At 70.8% G+C, this 19,667-nt stretch carries 18 protein-coding genes and 2 tRNA genes; 16 read left to right on the forward strand and 4 right to left on the reverse strand.

What is annotated here, in order from left to right:
* Positions 1 to 59: 59 nt before the first annotated feature.
* The 3 genes from ABT245_RS08500 (at position 60) to ABT245_RS08510 (ending at position 3,165) form a co-directional block, all read left to right on the forward strand.
* A complete protein-coding gene (locus ABT245_RS08500) occupies positions 60 to 1,343 on the forward strand; it encodes a glutamate-5-semialdehyde dehydrogenase (RefSeq protein WP_351730421.1) in 1,284 nt (427 codons plus the stop codon).
* A 95-nt stretch (positions 1,344 to 1,438) separates the two neighbouring features.
* Positions 1,439 to 2,005 carry an SCO2584 family spore wall biosynthesis protein gene (locus ABT245_RS08505; protein ID WP_351730424.1) on the forward strand — a complete coding sequence of 189 codons (567 nt, stop codon included), beginning with the start codon at positions 1,439 to 1,441 and terminating at the stop codon, positions 2,003 to 2,005.
* 89 nt (positions 2,006 to 2,094) lie between these two features.
* On the forward strand, positions 2,095 to 3,165 hold the full coding sequence (locus ABT245_RS08510) for an SCO2583 family membrane protein (protein ID WP_351730426.1): 1,071 nt from the start codon (positions 2,095 to 2,097) through the stop codon (positions 3,163 to 3,165).
* 369 nt (positions 3,166 to 3,534) lie between these two features.
* Here the strand turns inward: ABT245_RS08510 and ABT245_RS08515 are convergent, their stop codons facing one another.
* Positions 3,535 to 4,626 carry a M48 family metallopeptidase gene (locus ABT245_RS08515; protein WP_351730706.1) on the reverse strand — a complete coding sequence of 364 codons (1,092 nt, stop codon included), beginning with the start codon at positions 4,624 to 4,626 and terminating at the stop codon, positions 3,535 to 3,537.
* A 103-nt stretch (positions 4,627 to 4,729) separates the two neighbouring features.
* Here ABT245_RS08515 and ABT245_RS08520 point away from each other — a divergent pair, with 103 nt between their 5' ends.
* The 9 genes from ABT245_RS08520 to ABT245_RS08560 all read left to right on the forward strand — a co-directional run bounded on the left by ABT245_RS08520 (position 4,730) and on the right by ABT245_RS08560 (position 10,050).
* Positions 4,730 to 4,891 carry a hypothetical protein gene (locus ABT245_RS08520; protein WP_351730428.1) on the forward strand — a complete coding sequence of 54 codons (162 nt, stop codon included), beginning with the start codon at positions 4,730 to 4,732 and terminating at the stop codon, positions 4,889 to 4,891.
* 168 nt (positions 4,892 to 5,059) lie between these two features.
* Positions 5,060 to 5,224: a hypothetical protein gene (locus ABT245_RS08525; RefSeq protein ID WP_351730430.1), complete on the forward strand. Its 165-nt coding sequence runs from the start codon at positions 5,060 to 5,062 to the stop codon at positions 5,222 to 5,224.
* 78 nt (positions 5,225 to 5,302) lie between these two features.
* Positions 5,303 to 5,989, forward strand: coding sequence for a nicotinate-nucleotide adenylyltransferase (nadD, locus tag ABT245_RS08530; protein ID WP_351730432.1), 687 nt, complete (start codon positions 5,303 to 5,305; stop codon positions 5,987 to 5,989).
* Positions 5,990 to 6,005: 16 nt separating this feature from the next.
* Complete coding sequence (locus tag ABT245_RS08535; protein WP_351730434.1) at positions 6,006 to 7,787, forward strand: LCP family protein; 1,782 nt, start codon at positions 6,006 to 6,008, stop codon at positions 7,785 to 7,787.
* 174 nt (positions 7,788 to 7,961) lie between these two features.
* On the forward strand, positions 7,962 to 8,408 hold the full coding sequence (gene rsfS / locus ABT245_RS08540) for a ribosome silencing factor (RefSeq protein WP_351730437.1): 447 nt from the start codon (positions 7,962 to 7,964) through the stop codon (positions 8,406 to 8,408).
* Positions 8,405 to 9,073, forward strand: a complete 669-nt coding sequence (locus ABT245_RS08545) for a histidine phosphatase family protein (RefSeq protein WP_351730439.1) — start codon at positions 8,405 to 8,407, stop codon at positions 9,071 to 9,073. Before rsfS ends, ABT245_RS08545 begins: the two co-directional genes overlap by 4 nt.
* 114 nt (positions 9,074 to 9,187) lie before the next feature.
* Positions 9,188 to 9,260, forward strand: a tRNA-Ala gene (locus tag ABT245_RS08550).
* A 379-nt stretch (positions 9,261 to 9,639) separates the two neighbouring features.
* Positions 9,640 to 9,813 carry a hypothetical protein gene (locus tag ABT245_RS08555; RefSeq protein WP_351730441.1) on the forward strand — a complete coding sequence of 58 codons (174 nt, stop codon included), beginning with the start codon at positions 9,640 to 9,642 and terminating at the stop codon, positions 9,811 to 9,813.
* Between the two features lie 3 nt (positions 9,814 to 9,816).
* The gene (locus tag ABT245_RS08560; protein WP_351730443.1) at positions 9,817 to 10,050 is read left to right on the forward strand and encodes a hypothetical protein; all 234 of its coding nucleotides are present in this window, start codon (positions 9,817 to 9,819) and stop codon (positions 10,048 to 10,050) included.
* Here ABT245_RS08560 and ABT245_RS08565 read toward each other — a convergent pair.
* Complete coding sequence (locus ABT245_RS08565; protein WP_351730446.1) at positions 10,040 to 11,278, reverse strand: glycosyltransferase 87 family protein; 1,239 nt, start codon at positions 11,276 to 11,278, stop codon at positions 10,040 to 10,042. The two genes, ABT245_RS08560 and ABT245_RS08565, sit on opposite strands and share 11 nt — an antisense overlap.
* A gap of 138 nt (positions 11,279 to 11,416) precedes the next feature.
* Between ABT245_RS08565 and ABT245_RS08570 the strand changes: the two genes are divergently transcribed.
* Positions 11,417 to 11,489 (forward strand) — tRNA-Ala (locus ABT245_RS08570).
* 162 nt (positions 11,490 to 11,651) lie between these two features.
* Here ABT245_RS08570 and ABT245_RS08575 read toward each other — a convergent pair.
* Positions 11,652 to 13,262, reverse strand: coding sequence for an NADH-ubiquinone oxidoreductase-F iron-sulfur binding region domain-containing protein (locus ABT245_RS08575; RefSeq protein ID WP_351730449.1), 1,611 nt, complete (start codon positions 13,260 to 13,262; stop codon positions 11,652 to 11,654).
* Positions 13,259 to 14,557 (reverse strand): ferric reductase-like transmembrane domain-containing protein, encoded by a 1,299-nt coding sequence (locus tag ABT245_RS08580; RefSeq protein WP_351730451.1) that lies wholly within the window; start codon positions 14,555 to 14,557, stop codon positions 13,259 to 13,261. Before ABT245_RS08580 ends, ABT245_RS08575 begins: the two co-directional genes overlap by 4 nt.
* A gap of 390 nt (positions 14,558 to 14,947) precedes the next feature.
* On the opposite strand from ABT245_RS08580, the gene leuS reads away from it, so the two are divergent.
* The 3 genes from leuS to ABT245_RS08595 all read left to right on the forward strand — a co-directional run bounded on the left by leuS (position 14,948) and on the right by ABT245_RS08595 (position 19,653).
* Complete coding sequence (leuS, locus tag ABT245_RS08585; protein ID WP_351730453.1) at positions 14,948 to 17,830, forward strand: leucine--tRNA ligase; 2,883 nt, start codon at positions 14,948 to 14,950, stop codon at positions 17,828 to 17,830.
* A 131-nt stretch (positions 17,831 to 17,961) separates the two neighbouring features.
* Entirely contained in the window at positions 17,962 to 18,735 is a 774-nt protein-coding gene (locus ABT245_RS08590) for a hypothetical protein (RefSeq protein ID WP_351730456.1), read from the forward strand.
* Positions 18,736 to 18,807: 72 nt separating this feature from the next.
* On the forward strand, positions 18,808 to 19,653 hold the full coding sequence (locus ABT245_RS08595; protein ID WP_351730458.1) for a DegV family protein: 846 nt from the start codon (positions 18,808 to 18,810) through the stop codon (positions 19,651 to 19,653).
* Positions 19,654 to 19,667: the final 14 nt, after the last annotated feature.

The following is a 19,667-nucleotide window of genomic DNA, read 5'->3' on the forward strand; positions in this document are numbered from 1 at the left end:
CCGTCTCGCGGTGTGGAACGACCCCTGTCCGGCCTCGCACCGCGCACTACCCTTCCCTCATGACCACGCTCTCGCCGTACGACGCCATGTCCCCGGTCACCCGGGCCGCCTACCGCGCCCAGGCCGCGGCCGCCGACCTCGCGCCGCTGCCGCGCGCCGTGAAGGACGACGCGCTGCTCGCCATCGCGGACGCCCTGGAGGTCAGGACCGGCGAGATCGTCGAGGCCAACGCCAAGGATGTCGCCAAGGCCCGTGCGGCCGGCACCAGCGAGGCGATCGTGGACCGGCTGACCCTCACCCCGGAGCGGGTGCGGGCCATCGCCGCCGACGTCCGGCACGTCGCCGCGCTGCCCGACCCGGTCGGCGAGGTCGTCCGCGGCTCCACCCTCCCCAACGGCATCGATCTGCGCCAGGTCCGTGTCCCGCTCGGCGTGGTCGGCATCATCTACGAGGCCCGCCCGAACGTCACCGCGGACGCCGCCGCACTGTGCCTGAAGTCCGGCAACGCGGTCCTGCTGCGCGGCTCGGCCTCCGCCTACGAGTCGAACACCGCGCTGGTCCGGGTGATCCGGGACGCCGTCGGCGGGGCAGGGCTGCCCGCCGACGCCGTGCAGCTCGTGCCCGGCGAGAGCCGGGAGAGCGTCCGCGAGCTGATGCGCGCCCGCGGCCTGGTCGACGTCCTCATCCCGCGCGGCGGCGCCTCCCTCATCCGTACGGTCGTCTCCGAGTCCACGGTGCCGGTCATCGAGACCGGCACCGGAAACTGCCACGTCTACGTCGACGCCCAGGCCGACCTCGACATGGCCGTAGAGATCCTGATCAACTCCAAGGCCCAGCGGGTCAGCGTCTGCAACGCCGCCGAGACCCTGCTGGTCCACCAGGACATCGCCGCCGCCTTCCTGCCCCGCGCCCTGGACGCCCTCGCCGAGGCCGGGATCACCGTCCACGCCGACGAGCGGGTCCTCGCCCACGCCGCGGGCTCCAGGGCCACCGTGGTCGAGGCGACCCCGGAGGACTGGGAGACCGAGTACCTCTCCCACGACATCGCCGCCGCGGTCGTGGACTCGCTGGACAAGGCCGTCGAACACATCCGGCTGTGGACCTCGGGCCACACCGAGGCGATCGTCACCACCTCGCAGCAGGCGGCCCGCCGCTTCACCCAGCTGGTCGACTCCACCACCGTCGCCGTGAACGCCTCCACCCGCTTCACCGACGGCGGCCAGTTCGGCTTCGGCGCGGAGATCGGCATCTCCACGCAGAAGCTGCACGCCCGCGGGCCGATGGGCCTGCCGGAGCTGACCAGCACCAAGTACATCGTGACCGGCGACGGACACGTGCGCTGACCGGTACGCCCGGCACCGCGCCGAAGGCGTCTCAGCAGGCGGATGAATTTCCATACCGTCTGCCCAAATTGACCCCCCAGGTCTACTCTGGAACGGTGCCGGAGGACGTGGGGGGCACGCCGTTCCCTGACGGCTGGGAGCCCGACGACGACCACGACCACGGGGTGTCGGACGAAGAGTTCGCCTCCGTGGTCTTCGACGAGGCCTTCGTACGGGCGGCCGTGGTGCACGAGCCGACCGCCGTCGAACGCCTCCTGGCCGCCGCACAGGCCAGAGCCGAGGCCTCCGAGGCGGAGGCCCGCCGCGCCCACGCCCGAGGCGAGCGGTACGACGAGGGGTACGGCCCCGACGGACACGGTTTCGGCCATGACCGCGACCTCGATGACTGGGACGACTCCGACTATCCGGACGGCCACTACGGCGTCGCGGGCTACGGCAGACCTGTCCGCTGGCACCGCCCTGTCGCCTGGGTGCTCGCCGTCGTGATGGGCGTCGGCATGGTCGCGCTGGCCTTCGCCGCGGTCTACCGCGGCGCCTCCTCGGGCAGCCGGGACCAGGTCCCGCAGCCCGCCTCCACCGGGCTTGAGCAGGGCACGGCGGCTCCCTCCGGCTCCGCCGACCACCCCCAGTCGGCCGTCTCCGCGGTGCCCCGCACACCCTGAACGCCCGCGCACGCTTGTGGTGAGAACCTGTCAGAACTTGTCGTGTACCAGGGCGTTTACCTGAGCCTCCTGAGACCTACCCTGAAAGTATGGGCGGGCCTGGAGACCCACCTGAGGGGACACCCGAGGGCGCTCCCGGTGGTGGGGAGGACGAGTACCGATCCGTCGTCTTCGACGAGTCGTTCGTTCGTGCTGCCCGCCTCCAGGAGTTCTCCGCGCAGGAGCGCATGGCCGATCACGCGCCCGCCGTGCGCCGCCGCCCGCATCTGTATCGCGGGCTGTCCCGGCAGGCCCTGATTCTCGTGGTGCTGATCGCCGTCGCCTTCGGCACCGCGATCTACATGGGTGTGCGCCATCCCTACGGCGCACCCCGGGTCCGGGAAGCCGTGCCTCCGCTGCGCATGACCGTCATCCCGCTCGTCCCGCAGGGCAAGGTGCCCGGGGCGAGCGACGCCGAATACCTGTACGAACACAGTCCCGCGGCGCAGTTCAGCATCGGCGCCGAGGGCATTCCGCTGCCCGCCTCCCGGCGCACCGAGCACTTCTCCGAAAGCCAGGTCCTGGCCGCCCTGACCTCGGCGAAGGACTACCTCGTCAGCTCCTCGCTCGACCCCGAGGTGCTGGACGGCAGCCAGATCCGGCCCGCGCGCATGCTGCTCAACCCGGACCAGCTCGACCAGTTCGACCAGAGCTTCCAGCGTCCCGCCGCGGACGGCCGGCACGCGGCCACCGGATGGCTGGTCCGCTTCGACCCCACCCGGGCCGAGCTGGCCGACCAGAAGATCCGGGTGCAGGGCTCGCTGCAGGCCGTCGAGACGGACTCGGGGACCCTGGAGGTCACCGCGGACCACACCTTCGTCTACGCGCTCAAGCCCACCGGCGCCGGCGACAAGGCACGGGTCTCCCTGTTCACCGTCCGCCGCGAGCTGACCTTCCGCTTCGGCCAGGACGACCTGCGGCTGCACCAGGTACAGCTGGCCGTCTCCTCCGTGCAGGCGGGCCCCCTGTCCTGCGCGGAGGACTCCGCCAGTCGTCTACGCCCGCTGCTGGCCGACCAGACCGCCAAGGCGGGCGGCCCGGCAGGCACGGACCCCTACGCGACAGGAACGGCAACGGCCCTGTGCGGAACCCTGGCCACAGCAGCCCAACCAACCCCATAACCCCCGGCGCCGCTCCCCGCCATGGGTACAACCCCGGGCCCCTCTTGGGCTCCTGCCCCCGGTCCGTCTTGTAGCGCGTTCCCGGTCCTGTCCTCGGGGCGCGACCGCGGGCCGGTCTTGGGGCGCGGCCATTGGGCCCACCTGGCTTTCGGCCCGTCTTGGGACACGGCCCGGGCTTGTCATGGCGCGCGGACCTGGGCCCGTCATGAGGCGCGCCCCGGGGCCGTCCTGGCCCGGGCCCATCCTGTGGCGCGGTCTTACGGTCGGCGCGGCTGCGGGCCCGTCCTGTGGCGCGGCCCTGCGGTTCGTGTGCCTGTGGGCCCGTTGGCTGTTGTTCCGCGGGGTGGGGCGGGACGGGTGGTGGTTGGGTCAGGTTTCGGGGCTGGTGTCGCCGGGGGGCGTGTTCTTCGGGGGCGGGGGGCTGGTGAAGCCGTCGAAGCCTCGGCGCACCCGGCCGCCCAGGGTCCCGGCGCCGCCCGCGAGGTCCGAGACCAGCTTCATCAGCGGGTCCTTGGAACTCTTCACATCGCTGGCGTAACTGGCCGCGGACTCCTTGAACGAGTCACTGACCGAGGTGTCCTTGTCCTCGTCGCGCCGCGGGTAGTGACCGTCCATGATCCGCTGGTAGTCGCGGGTCTCGGCCCACCGCTTCAGCTCGGCCGCACGGACCGTGGTGAAGGGATGGGAGCGGGGCAGCACGTTCAGGATCTTCAGCACCGAGTCGCGCAGGTCACCGCCCGCCTCGTACTCCTCGGCCTGCTTCAGGAACGCGTCCACGTTCATCTCGTGCAGATGGTTGCCACCGGCTATCTTCATCAGCCCGCGCATCGAGGCCCGCAGGTCCTGCCCCACCAGCAGGCCCGCCCGGTCCGCCGACAGCTCCGACTTGCGGAACCACTCCCGCAGCGCGGTCACGATCGCCATGATCGCGAGGTTGCCCAGCGGGATCCAGGCGACCTTGAGCGCGAGGGTGGTCAGGAACAGCAGGATCGTGCGGTACACCGCGTGCCCGGACAGGGCGTGCCCCACCTCATGGCCGACGACCGCCCGCATCTCCTCCTCGTCGAGCAGTTCGACCAGGCCGGTGGTGACGACGATGATCGGCTCGTCCAGGCCGATGCACATCGCGTTCGGCTGCGGGTCCTGGGTGACGTACATCGGCGGGACCTTCTCCAGGTCCAGGATGTAGCAGGCGTCCCGCAGCATGTCGTTCAGATGCGCGAACTGCTGGTCCGAGACACGCACCGAATCGGACAGGAACAGCAGGCGCAGGCTCCGCTCCGGAAGCAGCCCGCTGAGCGCCTTGAAGACCGTGTCGAAGCCGCTCAGCCGGCGCAGCGCCACCAGGGCGGAACGGTCGGCGGGGTGCTCGTACGCACGCGAGGAGATCCCGGGGAAGCGCCTGCGCTGTCTGCCCGGCATGTGCTCGTGCTCGTGGTGCTCATGGCCGTCGTCGGTCATGTCGTCCCCCATGTGCGTTGGTGTGCCCGATGTGCCCCCGAGGCGGGGCCCAGCCTAGGCGGAGTTACCGTGGACGGGCAGTACAGCCGAAGGAGTCCACATCATGGAGCACACCCCCGCGACCGCCTGGCTGGTCGAGGCCGCCGATGCCGCACCGCAGCACGGGACGGGGAATCTCCTCCGGATCGTCCTGGTCGTGATGGTCCTGGGTTGTGTGGTGACCGCTTGGTTCCTGCTACGTGGGTACAAACAGAAGGACGACTGAGCCCCCGGGAAGGTTCCCCGCCTCCCGGAAGGTTCGCCACCTCGGGGAACGATCCCCGCCGTGACCCACCCGTCGGCAACGGCGGAGTCGACGTGATCGCCGTCGCGGCGCCCGCTTACCATGGGCCGACATCTTTATCCCGCCCACACCGGATAGGTCCTGCCGAAGATGAGCTTCCACAGCACCGCTGCCCAGTTGGCCACCCTCGCCGCCGAGGGCGAGGAGCGCGGCGGCAACCACGAAAGCCTCAGCCCGCTCGTGACCGGTGGCAGCGCGCTGCTCATCCTGTTGCTCCTGCTGTGGATTACCACCCGCTTCAACCGCGACCGCTGAACCCGGCGGCCCGCCCCGGGTGCCGTACCGGGGGTTGACGGGCGGACCCCGTGGACCGGGCCGGTAGGGTCTGCACGCATGGGAGAGCAGGACATGCCTACCGGTCCGGCGGCCGACGCGACGAGCGGCACGGTGCGGACCCCGCAGGACCGTCCGGGCGGCGGCCCCGCGCACTCGGGCAAGCGCCGTCTCGGCGTCATGGGCGGAACGTTCGACCCGATCCACCACGGGCACCTGGTGGCGGCCAGCGAGGTCGCCGCGCAGTTCCATCTCGACGAGGTGGTGTTCGTGCCCACCGGCCAGCCCTGGCAGAAGTCCCACCGCAAGGTCTCCCCGGCGGAGGACCGCTATCTGATGACGGTCATCGCGACCGCCGAGAACCCGCAGTTCTCGGTCAGCCGCATCGACATCGACCGCGGCGGCCCCACCTACACCGTGGACACCCTGCGTGACCTGCGCGCGCTCAACCCGGACACGGATCTGTTCTTCATCACCGGTGCCGACGCCCTCGCCCAGCTGCTGACCTGGCGGGACACCGAGGAACTGTTCTCCCTCGCGCACTTCGTCGGGGTCACCCGCCCCGGCCACCATCTGACCGACGCCGGGCTCCCGGAGGGCGGGGTCTCGCTCGTCGAGGTTCCCGCGCTGGCCATCTCCTCCACAGACTGCCGTGCGAGAGTCGCCAAGGGCGATCCCATCTGGTACATGGTGCCGGACGGAGTCGTGCGCTATATCGACAAGCGCGAGCTGTACCGCGGCGAGTGAGCCGAGAGGGGCACCGGTGAACGACCGATACGACCCGGGGTACGGGGCCGACCAGTACGAACTCGTCGGCTACGACGAGTACGGGCAGCCCGTGTACCGCCAGATCCCGGCACAGCAGGCCCCGCAGCAGGCGTACGACCCGTACGCGCAGCAGGGCTACGGCTACGACCCGTACGCGACCGGACAGCAGCAGCCGGTGCCGCCGTACGACTCGTACGACACCGGCCGGCAACAACCCGTGCCGCCCTACGACACCGGCCGGCAGCAGCCGGTTCCGCCTTACGACACCGGCCCGCAGCAGCCCGTGCCGCCGTACGACTCCTACGACTCCGCCTACGATCCGTACGCCACCGGCGGGACGGGGGGGATGCCCACCGCGGGCGGCACGGCCGCCTACGACCCCTACGGGCGGCAGGCGGCGGGTGCCCAGCAGCCCCGGGTCGCCGAGCAGACCGCCCACATCCCGCAGCAGCCCGGCCCGTCCGAGGTACCGGACGAATCCCCGGCCGACCGCGAACGGGACTACCGCACCGAGCAGTTCGCCTTCGTGGAGGAGCCGGACGGTGACTCCGGGGACGTCATCGACTGGCTGAAGTTCACCGAGAACCGCACCGAACGCCGCGAGGAGGCCCGCCGCCGCGCCCGCAGCCGCGTCATCGCCCTGGTCGTCGTCCTCGCCCTGGTCGCGGCCGGCGGCGTCGGCTACCTCTGGTACGCCGGAAAGCTGCCCGGCCTGTCCTCGTCCGACGCCAAGTCCGGCACCTCGACGGCGGCCGGCGCCCAGAAGCGCGATGTGATCGTCGTCCATCTGCACAACACCGCGAAGGGCGGCACATCAACGGCGCTGCTCGTCGACAACACCACCACCAAGCAGGGCACCACCGTCCTGCTGCCGAACTCCCTCACCCTGTCCGACGACTCCGGCGCCGTGACCACCCTCGCCAAGTCGGTCGACGACGACGGCTCCGGCGGCACCCGCGACCAGCTCGACACCGTCCTCGGCACGAACATCGAGGGCACCTGGCGGCTGGACACCCCCTACCTGCAGAACCTCGTCGAACTCGTCGGCAACATCGACGTCGACACCAACACCGACGTCCCCGACCCGGACAGCAAGAAGAAGGGCACCGCCCCGCTCGTCCATGAGGGCAAGAGCCAGACCCTCAGCGGCAAGGCGGCCGTCGCCTACGCCACCTACCGCGGCTCAGGCGAGGCCGAGAACGCCCAGCTGGAGCGGTTCGGCCAGGTCCTACAGGGCGTCCTGCGCAAGATGTCCTCCGACGCCGAGGCAGCGACCGTCACCGTGCAGACGCTGGGGCAGATCATCGAGCCGCCGCTGTCCGACAAGAACCTCGGCGCCTTGCTCGCGAAGCTCGCCGATCTCGCCAAGGGCGGCGACTACAGGACGGCCCTGCTGCCCGTGCGGTCCGACGGCACGCTCAGCGCCCAGACCAGCGCCGGCGTCGTCAAGGACATCCTCGGTGGCACCGCGAAGAGCCCCGATCAGGGCTCGGCCGTCCGGGTCTCCGTGCAGAACGCCACCGGCGTCAAGGACAACAGCGAAAAGGCCCGTGTGGTCCTCCTCAACGGCGGCTTCACCTTCCTTGAGGGCGGCACCGCGGACGCCGCCGAGTCCGCCTCGAAGGTGCTCTACTCCGACGCCGCCCACAAGGACGACGCCACGGAGGTCGCCAAGACCCTGGGGCTGCCCGACGGCGCCGTGACGAAGGGCACGGTCGCCTCGAACGCCGACGTCTCGGTGGTCCTGGGCCAGGACTACAAGCCGTCGTCCTCCTGACGGACGGCTCCGGAAGGCGGCGCGGGCACCCCAGGTGATCCGATAATCACGTGGGGTGCCCCGGGCGGTCCGTGAGACCCTTGATGGCGAGTGACCGCCGACGGGCCGTGCCGAGTCGGGGTCGCCGCCACGCCCGCAGCCGACCTGTGCCCCCGACCGAAAGTCAATCTTGTAGTGACCGCCACTGATCGTTCCCTCGAACTCATCAACACCGCCGCCCAGGCGGCCGCCGACAAGCTCGCCCACGACGTCATCGCGTACGACGTGAGCGATGTGCTGTCGATCACGGACGCCTTCCTGCTGGCCTCCGCACCCAACGACCGCCAGGTCAAGTCCATCGTCGACGAGATCGAGGAACGGCTCCAGAAGGAGCTAGGCGCCAAACCGGTGCGCCGCGAGGGCGACCGCGAGGCCCGCTGGGTCCTGCTCGACTACGTCGACATCGTCGTCCACGTCCAGCACAGCGAGGAGCGCGTCTTCTACGCCCTGGAGCGGCTGTGGAAGGACTGCCCCGAGATCGAGCTGCCGGCCGACGCCGAGGCCACCCGCGGCAAGGCGGAGGAGCACGCACGGCTGCAGGCCGCCGAGGACGCGGCCGAGGCGGGCGGGGACTGGCGATGAGCACCACCGTTGAGGTGACGGGACGCACCGGCCGGGGGCGGCGCATCATCCTGTGGCGGCACGGCCAGACCGCCTGGAACGTGGAGCGCCGCTTCCAGGGCTCCACGGACGTCGAGCTGACCGAGACCGGCGTCGGCCAGGCCCGCCGCGCCGCCCGGCTGCTCGCCTCCCTGCGGCCCGACGCGATCGTCGCCTCGGACCTGCGGCGGGCCGCGAACACGGCCGCCGAGCTGTCCGCGCTCACCGGCCTCGATGTCACCCGCGACGAGGCGCTGCGCGAGACCTACGCGGGCGCCTGGCAGGGGCTGACGCACGAGGAGATCATCGACCGGTACGGCGCGGAGTACGCCGCGTGGAAGCGCGGCGAGCCGGTCCGGCGCGGCGGCGGCGAACTGGACACCGAGGTCGCCGACCGGGCGGCACCCGTCGTGCTGCGGCACGCCGAGAAGCTGCCCGAGGACGGCACCCTCGTGGTGGTCAGCCACGGCGGCACCATCCGCACCACCATCGGGCGTCTCCTCGGCCTGGAGGCCGGGCACTGGGAGAGCTTCGGCGGTCTGTCGAACTGCTGCTGGTCGGTCCTCGGCGAAGGCGCCCGCGGCTGGCGGCTCCTGGAACACAACGCGGGCACCCTCCCGGAGCCCGTCCTCGGCGACGACGACTGAGCCCGCTCGGGGCCCGCACCGGATTTCACTTTCCGGCAGGTCGCAGGCTAAAGTTCTTCTTGTTCGCCCCGCCGAGCGGGGCGAGACACCATGCGGTTCCGCCGCGTGGCGCAAGGGGCTATAGCTCAGTTGGTAGAGCGCCTGCATGGCATGCAGGAGGTCAGGAGTTCAATTCTCCTTAGCTCCACAGCTTCATGGATCGAGACCCTGCTCGACACTGCGTCGAGTCGGCAAAGGTCATTGATGAGGATCCCGTCCCTTCAGGGGCGGGATTTTTCGCATCCCGCATATGGGTTCCACATTGGGGGTGATGGTCGGCGGCTCCGTCATCCCCGGCTCGGCGACCGCCTCGTGACGGAACGTCTTCGCGTCGGCTTGAGTCATCTGGGGCCCCGCGGGCGTATACCTCCGCGCAGGCGCCTTCGGCGTGCGCACGGGCGCCGGCCGGTTCGGCCGCGGCGGCTGCCGTGTCCGGACTGGTACTGAGGCGTCGCTGACCGTATTGGTCCGGCCGTGGCAGAATCAAACGGCCGGAAGGGGGCGCGGCCCGACGGGAGGGAGTAGCGATGCCAGCGAGCATCCTTGAGGAGGGCGGCCTCCTCCTCGACGCGGCGTTGATACGGGACACGGTCACCCGGCTCAGCTGCCCTTCCTGCGGTTCCGCGCACGTGGCCCAAGTCCTGGGCGACAACGGCGGAATCTCCTACGTGTGCACGGCCTGCGGCCACAGCTGGAGCTGATCGATGGGTGCACACCGGCGGAAGTGCGACTGGTGCGGGAGCGGTACGCCGATCGTCCGCGACATGGAACCGATCAACGCCGAGTACCAGTACTGGTGCGAGGAATGCGCGCGGGCGCTGATCATAAAAGGCGACCCGATCGAGACGTACCGCGAACTGGAGGGCGAGCCGATCTACGGCCGTCTTCTGGAGGAGCACTGCACGCTCAAGCGGTTCTATTCGTTCGTCACGGCCTGACCACCGCTCGCCGGGCTCGGCAACGATCTCCGGCGAGCGCTAGGAAGAGCAGCCCGAAGCCTCCGTAGAGGGCCGACAGCGTCAACTCCGCGCCGCCCTGGTGCAACTCGGGCCGCCCGTCACCGTGCGGCACCCACCACGGGGCGTACGAACAGAACACCACCAGTGTGCCGGCGGCCACCGTCCGGCGGCCGTGCGCCCACAGCAGCAGCACCACCGGCACGCACCAGACCCAGTGGTGCGACCACGACACCGGGCTGATCAGCAGCGCGGTCACCGCGCAGGCGGCCACCGCCCAGGAGCGCCGGTCCCGCAACTCCGCGGTGACCGCCACCCACAACCCGGCGACGGCCGTCACAGCCGCCAGGAGGGCCCAGCAGGCTCCCGGCTCCGGAGTGTGCAGCAGCCGGGCCAGCACGCCGCGCAGGGCCTGGTTGGCGGTGTCCTCCGCGTGGCCCGCCCGGTCGGCACGGAACACCATGCCGGTCCAGAAGCGCCACGAGTCGTACGGCAGCACGGCCGCCGCCAGCAGGGTCGCCGCGGCGAAGGTGACGGCCGCCCCGCGCGCGTGCCGCAGCCACGGCCCTCCGTCGCCGCCCCGCAGACGAGCCGCGACACCGGTGGCGACCAGGAGGACCACGAACAGCGCGGGCGTCAGCTTGACCGCGGCGGCCAGCCCGAGACCGGCGCCCGCCCAGCGGTTGCGGCCGCCCGGACGATGGCGTGCGAGATCCCACAGCACCAGGACGGCGAGCAGCAGATTGACCTGTCCGTAGCGCAGCGTCGTCCAGACCGGTTCGCACCACACGGCCAGCGCCGCGATCCAGCAGACGCTCTCCACGCGCGCGTGCCCGACAGCGCGCGTGTGTCCGACTACGCGCGTGTGCCCGACGAGTCCCAACGACAGCCGTACGAACGCCACCAGGAGCAGCAGGTTCCCGAGCGTCGCCAGGGTGCGCAGGAGCGCGGTCTGCGGGAGGGTCAGCGGCGTGAACAGCAGGGCCGCGAACGGCGGATAGGTGGTGGGCAGCCGGGCCTCGGTCGCCCGCAGCGCGTACAGATCGCCTCCCGCGCGGACGGCCGCCCCCTCCGCCCGGTACACCATCAGGTCGATCATCGACACGTGGGCGGCCCGTTGCGCGGCCCAGAACACGGCGAAGGACACCAGGCACGCCCCCAGGGCGACCGGCACACGAAGGCGGGCTCCGGAGGGCGCGATCACGGTCACGAAGGCCGACACTAGCCTTCATATCGGGGCAGAAAGGAAACGGTTTGGTGCTGCACCCCGTCGACCGTGTAATGTTGGCGTCGCCGCCGGGGGAACCGGGCGACACGGTCGGCAAGCGGCTCAGCCGCAGGGCCGCAAGGGGCTATAGCTCAGTTGGTAGAGCGCCTGCATGGCATGCAGGAGGTCAGGAGTTCAATTCTCCTTAGCTCCACAGGAGTAGAAGGCGGATCATCCGAACGGATGGTCCGCCTTCGGCGTGTACGACGCTTGTTGCCGTGCGCCGTCTGCTCGCGCACGGTGCCCCTTTCCGCGCATGCCCGTCCCTGTGCGACGGCGGGTCAGCCCTGACCGGGCGACCCGCCGTCCGTTGCGCTCAGCGGCCGAGGGCGCGGCGGCCGCGGCCCTGGGAGAGGACCGGAAGGTTGCGGGACGGCGCCTGGGAGCGGGTGTCCTCCTCGATGCGCAGCGCCAGCGCGGGGCAGCGGCGCACCGCGCGCAGCGCCTTGGCCTCCGCGTACTGGGGCACCTGTGCCTGCGCGACGGTCGGGAATCCGTCGGCGCCCAGTTCGAAGACCTCCGGGAGGATGTCCGCGCACAGCCCGTGGCCCCGGCACAACGTCCAGTCGACGTAGATCTTCTGGCGGCTCGGACCGGCCTCCTCGGCCTCCCCGCCGCCCGGAATGCCCGTCGGGGCCCTGCCGCCCTCGAAGAGCGGCAGCACGCCCTCCACGGGCCGTCCGCAGCCGTTTCCGAGGACGTGTGCCGCGAGGTCGTCGGTGAACGCCTTGACGGTGGACTCAAGGAACATCGCCGAGCCGTCCGGGTGCGAGCATGCGCCGCGCCGCTTCACGTTCTTCGCGACCTGCTTGAGCGCCTCCAGGGCGGCCGGCCCGCCGCCGTTGATGATGTCCTCCATGCCGCGCGCGGCGGCGGGCAGGCCGAGGTAGCAGGGACCGCACTGACCCGCGCTCTCCTCGGCCAGCCACTGCGCCACGCGCAGCGACTCGCCCAACGGGCAGGTCTCCTGGCTGATCGGCAGGATCGCGCCCGCGCCCAGCGAACCGCCCACGGCGTCCAGGGAGTTGCGGGAGACGACCGCCTCGTTGACGGTGGCCGCGTCGATCCACTTGCCGTGGTAGCCGCCGGTCAGCACGCCCTGCGGTACCGGCGGGGCGCCCGCCAGTTGCAGGACGTAGCGCAGCGGCACACCCGTGGGGACCTCGATCACCATGGGGCGGGCGACCGCGCCGGAGACGGTGAGCATGACGGTGCCCGGCTCGTCGTACAGGCCGGTGTTGCCGTAGCGGTCGGGACCGATGCGGGCGGCGATCGCCAACTGCGCGAACGTCTCGGCGTTGGACAGCAGGGTGGGCGCGCCGCCGACGCCGCTCTGCGAGGCGCTGATCTTGCGGCCGGGCGGGATCGCCGGACCCCCGTCGATGGAGCGGATCAGCGACGCGGCGGCGCCGGTGACCATGCGGACCGGGTTGCGCTGCACGCTCGCGCGTAGCGCCGAACGCCGGCTGTTGCTGAGGCCGCGTTCGGCGAGGGCGGCCTCCATGGAGCGCTGTGTGGACTCCCGGGTGACGCCCACCACGAGCGTGCGGGCGCCCAGTGCCTCGGCGCACAGCAGCGCCCCGTCCAGGATCAGGTGCGGGGCACGGTTGATGAGCACGGTGTCCTTGCGGCAGGCCGGTTCGTCCTCGCTTCCGTTGACGACGACGACCGGCCGGACGCCGCGCTTGATCGCCGATTCGGCGACCGAGCGCAGCTTCTTGTGGAAGGGGAAGCCCGCGCCGCCGCGGCCCTTAAGGTTGATGCGTTCGGCGAGCTGTGCGAGCTGCTCGCCGCCCATGGGTTCGAGCGGCCCGTGCACCTTCAGGTGCATGGGCAGATCGAGTCGTTCGACAAGGTCGAAGCCCGACGTGAGCTGGGGAAGGCCGACCACGCGGACTTCTGGGACGTCGGGCAGGGCCTCGTTCACCTGTAGCCTCCGGAAGGAGTGTTCCAAGGTTCGCCCGAACCCGGTGCGTCGAACGACGCACCGGGCGATGGTTCAGTGGCGGGACCGCTGTTGTACGTGTCATCGCGGTTGTACGTGCCGTAGGGGGTGTTCGTCTCACCGGTGTCGTACACGTCACTGCCGGCGTATCCGCCGGTGCCCGGATTGCCGTAGACGGGGATGTTGTATCCGGTGTCCTGGAGCGGGTCGTAGGCCGACGGGGGTGCCTCGCCGACCGGCGGCGGGGACGGGATCGGCCAGCTGCCCGACGTGCTCGACGCGGCGTCCGTGCGCGGCATCGCCTCCGTGGCCTGCGGATCCAGTGGCAGGTCCATGCGTGCGGTCTGGTCGGCCGCGGACGGCTGCTGGGGCCACTGCGGCGTCGAGACGGTCCGGTAGGCGGCCGCGAAGCCGGGAGGGGCTTCCGGGGCGGCGGGAGCGGCCTGGGTCTCGTACTGCGGCGCCGTGGGGCGCGCGGAGCCGGCGGCGTCGGCGTACGCGGCCTGCTTCTCGTAGCCGGGCAGCGTTGCGCCGCCCTCGTTCAGGCGGGCCCGGCTCGCCTCCAGGTCATCGCGGCCCGCGCCCCGCTCCTCGTTGCCGAGGACGGCGACGATCCGGTCGGCGACCTTGCGCTTGAAGGGGCGCGGCGCCGCGCGCAACGCGAGGGCCGCCATCACCGCGGCCAGGCACAGCTCGTAGGACACCATGAAGAACGTCTTGGCCGGGCGGCCCGCGAACAGGCCGTGGATCAGTGCCGCGCACAGGGCCGGGTAGGCCAGCATGTGCATGGCACGCCAGCGCGCCGCGACGGGGGCAGGGGACGCGAACTGGTTGCGGAGCGCGCCGGTGACGCCCACGAAGATCATGAGCAGGGCGGCCAGCGAGCCGAGGCCGATGAGCCCGGCGCTGCCCGTGACGCCGAGGCTGAAGGGGATCACGGCGGCGATCAGGACCGTGTGGTCCAGTGCCAGCTTGATCGTGATGTGCACCAGGAGGAAGGCGATCGACGCGACGGCGGTCACGCGATGGATGCCCTGGGCGACGATCCGCTGACGGGTGTTGAGGATCAGCCGGTCCTGGGCGACGAGACCCCAGATCACCGAGGAGGTCAGACAGACGAGGGACAGGACGCCCGCACCGAAGTTGAGGAAGTCCTGGAACCAGTTGCCTCCGAGCAGCACGACCACGGGTATGAGGAGCAGGACGACGGCGGTCGCCACCCCGTAGGCCGACCGGCCCGGTTTGGGTAGGGAACTGTTACTACGACGAGGGTTCATGGGGGGTAACTCCGAGCAGTCCGGGTGAGCGGTCCCGCTGCCGCACTCTAAGCGGCGTCATACCGATCAGTTCGAGGTTTGAGTTATTGCGTTGTTATCAAAGGACAATGTGACTGTTGTAATGTCCGTTAGTGACTGTTACGCGAAGTAATATGCGAACCTCACTCCGTGCTCGTCGGGTCAACCAGGCATACGGAAGCGCGTCGCGGCTTGCTCAAGCCCTGCGGTACCCTGACGCCATGCGTGCCGTACGCCTTCTGCTTAGCGGGCCGCGCTGATCAGTCCCGACCACCGGTGAGTGCTGTGGTCGGCATCGGCGCGGCGTCCCCTCCTGTGTGAGGGGATTTTTCGTTTCCGCAGGCAGAGACGACCGATGGAGCTTTGAGGATCATGAGCGAGACGAACCCCGCTGTCGCTGCCGCCGCGGCGGCAGAGGCAGCGCCGAACCGCTACACGGCTGCCATGGCCGCCGAGATCGAGGCACGCTGGCAGGACTTCTGGGACGCCGAGGGCACCTACGCCGCGCCGAACCCGAAGGGTGACCTGGCCGGCGACCCGGCGACGGTCGCCAAGCCCCATAAGTTCATCATGGACATGTTCCCGTACCCTTCCGGTGCGGGCCTGCACGTAGGCCACCCCCTGGGCTACATCGCCACCGATGTGTTCGCCCGGTTCCAGCGGATGACCGGCCACAACGTGCTGCACACCCTGGGCTTCGACGCCTTCGGCCTGCCCGCCGAGCAGTACGCCGTGCAGACCGGCACACACCCGCGCGTGTCCACCGAGGCCAACATCGCCAACATGAAGTCCCAGCTGCGCCGGCTGGGCCTGGGCCACGACAAACGCCGGTCGTTCGCCACGATCGACCCGGACTACTACAAGTGGACCCAGTGGATCTTCCTGCAGATCTTCAACTCCTGGTACGACGACGAGGCCGGCAAGGCCCGCCCGATCGCCCAGCTGATCGCCCAGTTCGAGTCCGGTGAGCGAGCCGTACCGGGCCACACGCGCGCGTGGCAGGAGCTGACCGCCACCGAGCGTGCCGACGTACTGGGCGGCTTCCGGCTGGCCTACGCCTCCGACGCCCCCGTCAACTGGTGCCCCGGCCTGGGCACCGTGCTGGCCAACGAGGAGGTCACCGCCGACGGCCGCTCCGAGCGCGGCAACTTCCCGGTCTTCAAGGCCAAGCTGCGCCAGTGGAACATGCGCATCACCGCGTACGCCGACCGGCTGCTGGCGGACCTGGAGGAACTGGACTGGCCCGAGGCCATCAAGCTGCAGCAGCGCAACTGGATCGGCCGCTCCGAAGGCGCCCGCGTCGACTTCCCGATCGACGGCGAACACATCACGGTCTTCACCACGCGCCCGGACACCCTGTTCGGCGCGACCTACATGGTGCTGGCGCCCGAGCACCCGCTGGTCGACAAGTTCACCCCGGCCACCTGGCCGGAGGGCACCCACAAGGTGTGGACCGGCGGCCACGCGACCCCCGCCGAGGCCGTCGCCGCCTACCGCGCGCAGGCCGCCTCGAAGTCGGACGTCGAGCGGCAGGCCGAGGCCAAGGACAAGACCGGCGTCTCCACCGGCGCGTTCGCGACCAACCCGGTCAACGGCGAGCGGATCCCCGTCTTCATCGCCGACTACGTCCTGATGGGCTACGGCACCGGCGCGATCATGGCCGTACCGGCGGGCGACCAGCGCGACTTCGAGTTCGCGCGGGCCTTCGAGCTGCCGATCACCTGCATCGTCGAGCCGACCGACGGCCGCGGCACCGACACCTCGACATGGGAGGACGCCTTCGCGTCGTACGACGCGAAGATCATCAACTCCTCGAACGACGACATTTCCCTGGACGGCCTGCCCGTCGCCGAAGCCAAGGCACGTGTCACCGAATGGCTGGAGCGCCGGGGCATCGGCGAGGGCACCGTCAACTTCCGCCTCCGCGACTGGCTGTTCAGCCGCCAGCGCTACTGGGGCGAGCCCTTCCCGATCGTCTACGACGAGGACGGCACCGCCCACGCGCTGCCCGAGTCGATGCTGCCCCTGGAACTGCCCGAGGTCGAGGACTACTCGCCGCGCACCTTCGACCCGGACGACGCCGACACCCAGCCCGAGACACCGCTGTCGCGCAACGAGGAGTGGGTCAACGTCACCCTGGACCTGGGCGACGGACCGAAGAAGTACCGCCGCGAGACCAACACCATGCCCAACTGGGCCGGCTCCTGCTGGTACGAGCTGCGCTACCTGGACCCGCACAACGACCGGCAGCTGGTCGACCCCGAGATCGAGCGCTACTGGATGGGCCCGCGCGAGGGCATGCCGCACGGCGGTGTCGACCTGTACGTCGGCGGCGCCGAGCACGCCGTGCTGCACCTGCTGTACGCCCGTTTCTGGTCCAAGGTCCTCTACGACCTGGGGCATGTCTCCTCGGCCGAGCCGTTCCACAAGCTGTTCAACCAGGGCATGATCCAGGCCTACGTCTACCGGGACAGCAGGGGCATCGCGGTGCCGGCCGCCGAGACGGAGGAGCGCGACGGCGCTTACCACTACCAGGGCGAGAAGGTCACCCGCCTGCTGGGCAAGATGGGCAAGTCCCTGAAGAACGCGGTGACTCCCGACGAGATCTGCGCCGAGTACGGCGCCGACACGCTGCGCCTGTACGAGATGGCGATGGGCCCCCTGGACGTGTCCCGGCCGTGGGACACGCGCGCGGTGGTCGGCCAGTTCCGGCTGCTGCAGCGGCTGTGGCGCAACATCGTCGACGAGACCACCGGCGAGGTCACCGTCTCCGCGGCCGAGCCCGACGAGGACACGCTGCGCGCCCTGCACAAGGCGATCGACGGCGTGCGCCAGGACCTGGAGGGCATGCGCTTCAACACCGCCATCGCCAAGGTCACCGAGCTGAACAACCACCTGACCAAGGCGGGCGGAACGGTCCCGCGCACCATCGCCGAGCCGCTGGTGCTGATGATCGCCCCACTGGCCCCGCACATCGCCGAGGAACTGTGGCACCGCCTGGGCCACACCGACTCCGTAGTCCACCGGGACTTCCCGCTCGCCGATCCCGCCTACGTCGTCGACGAGACCGTGACCTGCGTCGTCCAGGTCAAGGGCAAGGTCAAGGCACGCCTGGAGGTCCCGCCGTCCATCTCCGAGGAGGAACTGGAGAAGGTGGCGCTGGCCGACGAGAAGGTCGTCGCCGCGCTGGACGGCGCCGGCATCCGCAAGGTGATCGTGCGCGCGCCCAAGCTGGTGAACATCGTCCCCGCGTAAACGCGCCGGTCACTGCCTCCGGGGCATCCCCTACGGGCAGGTTCGGGGATTTTCGGAACCCCGGGCCTGCCCGTTGCGTTTACCGTGGAGAAGCGGGGCGGGTAGCGCCGTGAGGCCGGAGGAGGAGCGTCGTGGAAACAGTGATCACAGTGTTCGCCGTGCTCTTCCTGCTCTTCGTCGTCCTGGGCGGGTACGCCACGATCAAGGTGATCGGCGCGGCCAAACGGGGTGTCGACCGCACGGTCACCCAGGCCCGCCGCACGGTCGAGGACCACACACTGCGCGCCAAGTCCTTCGCCCAGCTGGGCCCGGCCAGCGAGATCGCCAAGCTCCGGCTCGACCTGCGCACCTCGATGCGGGCCACGCGGGACGCGCTGCGCGCGGGCGTGGTGGAGGACGCCTCACTGAAGGAATCCATCGGGCTCTTCGAGCGGCTGAGCGCACACGGCCATGAACTGGACGGCGAACTCAAGCGCCTGGAGTCCGAGCCGGACCGGGCCGAACTCGCCGCGCGCCTGCCCGAACTGCGCGGTCGCACCGAACGGATCACCCGGTCCGCGGACTCGCTGCGCTGGGCCGCCCGGGACCGTGCCCACCGCTTCACCGGCGACGACCTGGACGCGCTGAGCGCACAGATCGACGTCGAGACCGGCGCGTTGCGGCACTGGCAGCGTGCCGAACCGGACGCTTTTGCCGCACCGTCGCCCCCGGGCCGGCAGCCGGGCACCCCGGCGCCCTCGTGGCCCGACGCCCCCGCGGCCGACGGTTCGAACGGCCCGCAGACCTGGCCTGGGACCCCGCGATCCGAACCGGCCGCTGAACCGAACCGGCCCGCCATCACCCCACCGGGCCCACGTCCGAACCATCCCTGGCAGAAGAAGCCCCGGCCCGAGAGCACCACCTGAACCCGCCAGTTCCGGCCCAGGTCAGCGGGGTCGGGCTGCAGTGCGGGCGATACGCCAGGTAACCTCCAGCTCATGTCCCGCCATGTCGCGATCGTCACCGATTCAACGGCCTACCTGCCGCCCCTGACGATGGATCGGCACGGCATCACCGCGGTACCCCTGACCGTGGTCCTCGGCGACCAGGCACTCGAAGAGGGCACCGAGGTCTCGACCCGCTTCCTGGCCCAGGCACTGCAGAAGCGACGCCCCGTCACCACCTCCCGGCCCAGCCCGGCGATGTTCGCGGAAACCTATCGCAGGGCCGCCGAGTCCGGCGCCGCCGGCATCGTCTCGCTGCATCTGTCCGCCGAGTTGTCCGGTACGTACGACGCGGCGGTCGCCGCAGCCCGCGAGGCGCCCGTGCCGGTGCGGGTGGTGGACACCGGGATGGTCGCGATGGCCCTCGGCTTCTGCGCGCTCGCCGCGGCCGAGGCGGCGGAGGCGGGCGGCACCGTGGACGAGGCGGTCACGGCGGCCGAGAAACGGGCCGCGGGCACCTCCGCCTACTTCTACGTCGACACGCTCGACTATCTGCGCCGCGGCGGCCGAATCGGCGCCGCGCAGGCCCTGTTGGGGTCCGCTCTCGCCGTGAAGCCGCTGCTGCAACTGGAGGGCGGCCGGATCGAACCACTGGAGAAGGTGCGTACGGCGTCGAAGGCGATCGCCCGTCTTGAGGAGATCGTCGCCGACCGTGCGGGCGGCGCCGACGTCGACATCGCCGTCCATCATCTCGCTGCCCCCGACCGGGCATCGGCCCTGGCCGAGCGGCTGCGGACGCGGGTGCCGGGGCTGGCCGACCTGCATGTGAGCGAGGTCGGGGCGGTGATCGGCGCGCACACCGGGCCCGGGCTGCTGGGCGCCGTCGTCTCGCCGAGGTGACGCCCGTGGCGGCC

The sequence above is a fragment of the Streptomyces sp. NPDC001508 genome (assembly GCF_040298665.1).
Taxonomy (GTDB): Bacteria; Actinomycetota; Actinomycetes; order Streptomycetales; family Streptomycetaceae; genus Streptomyces.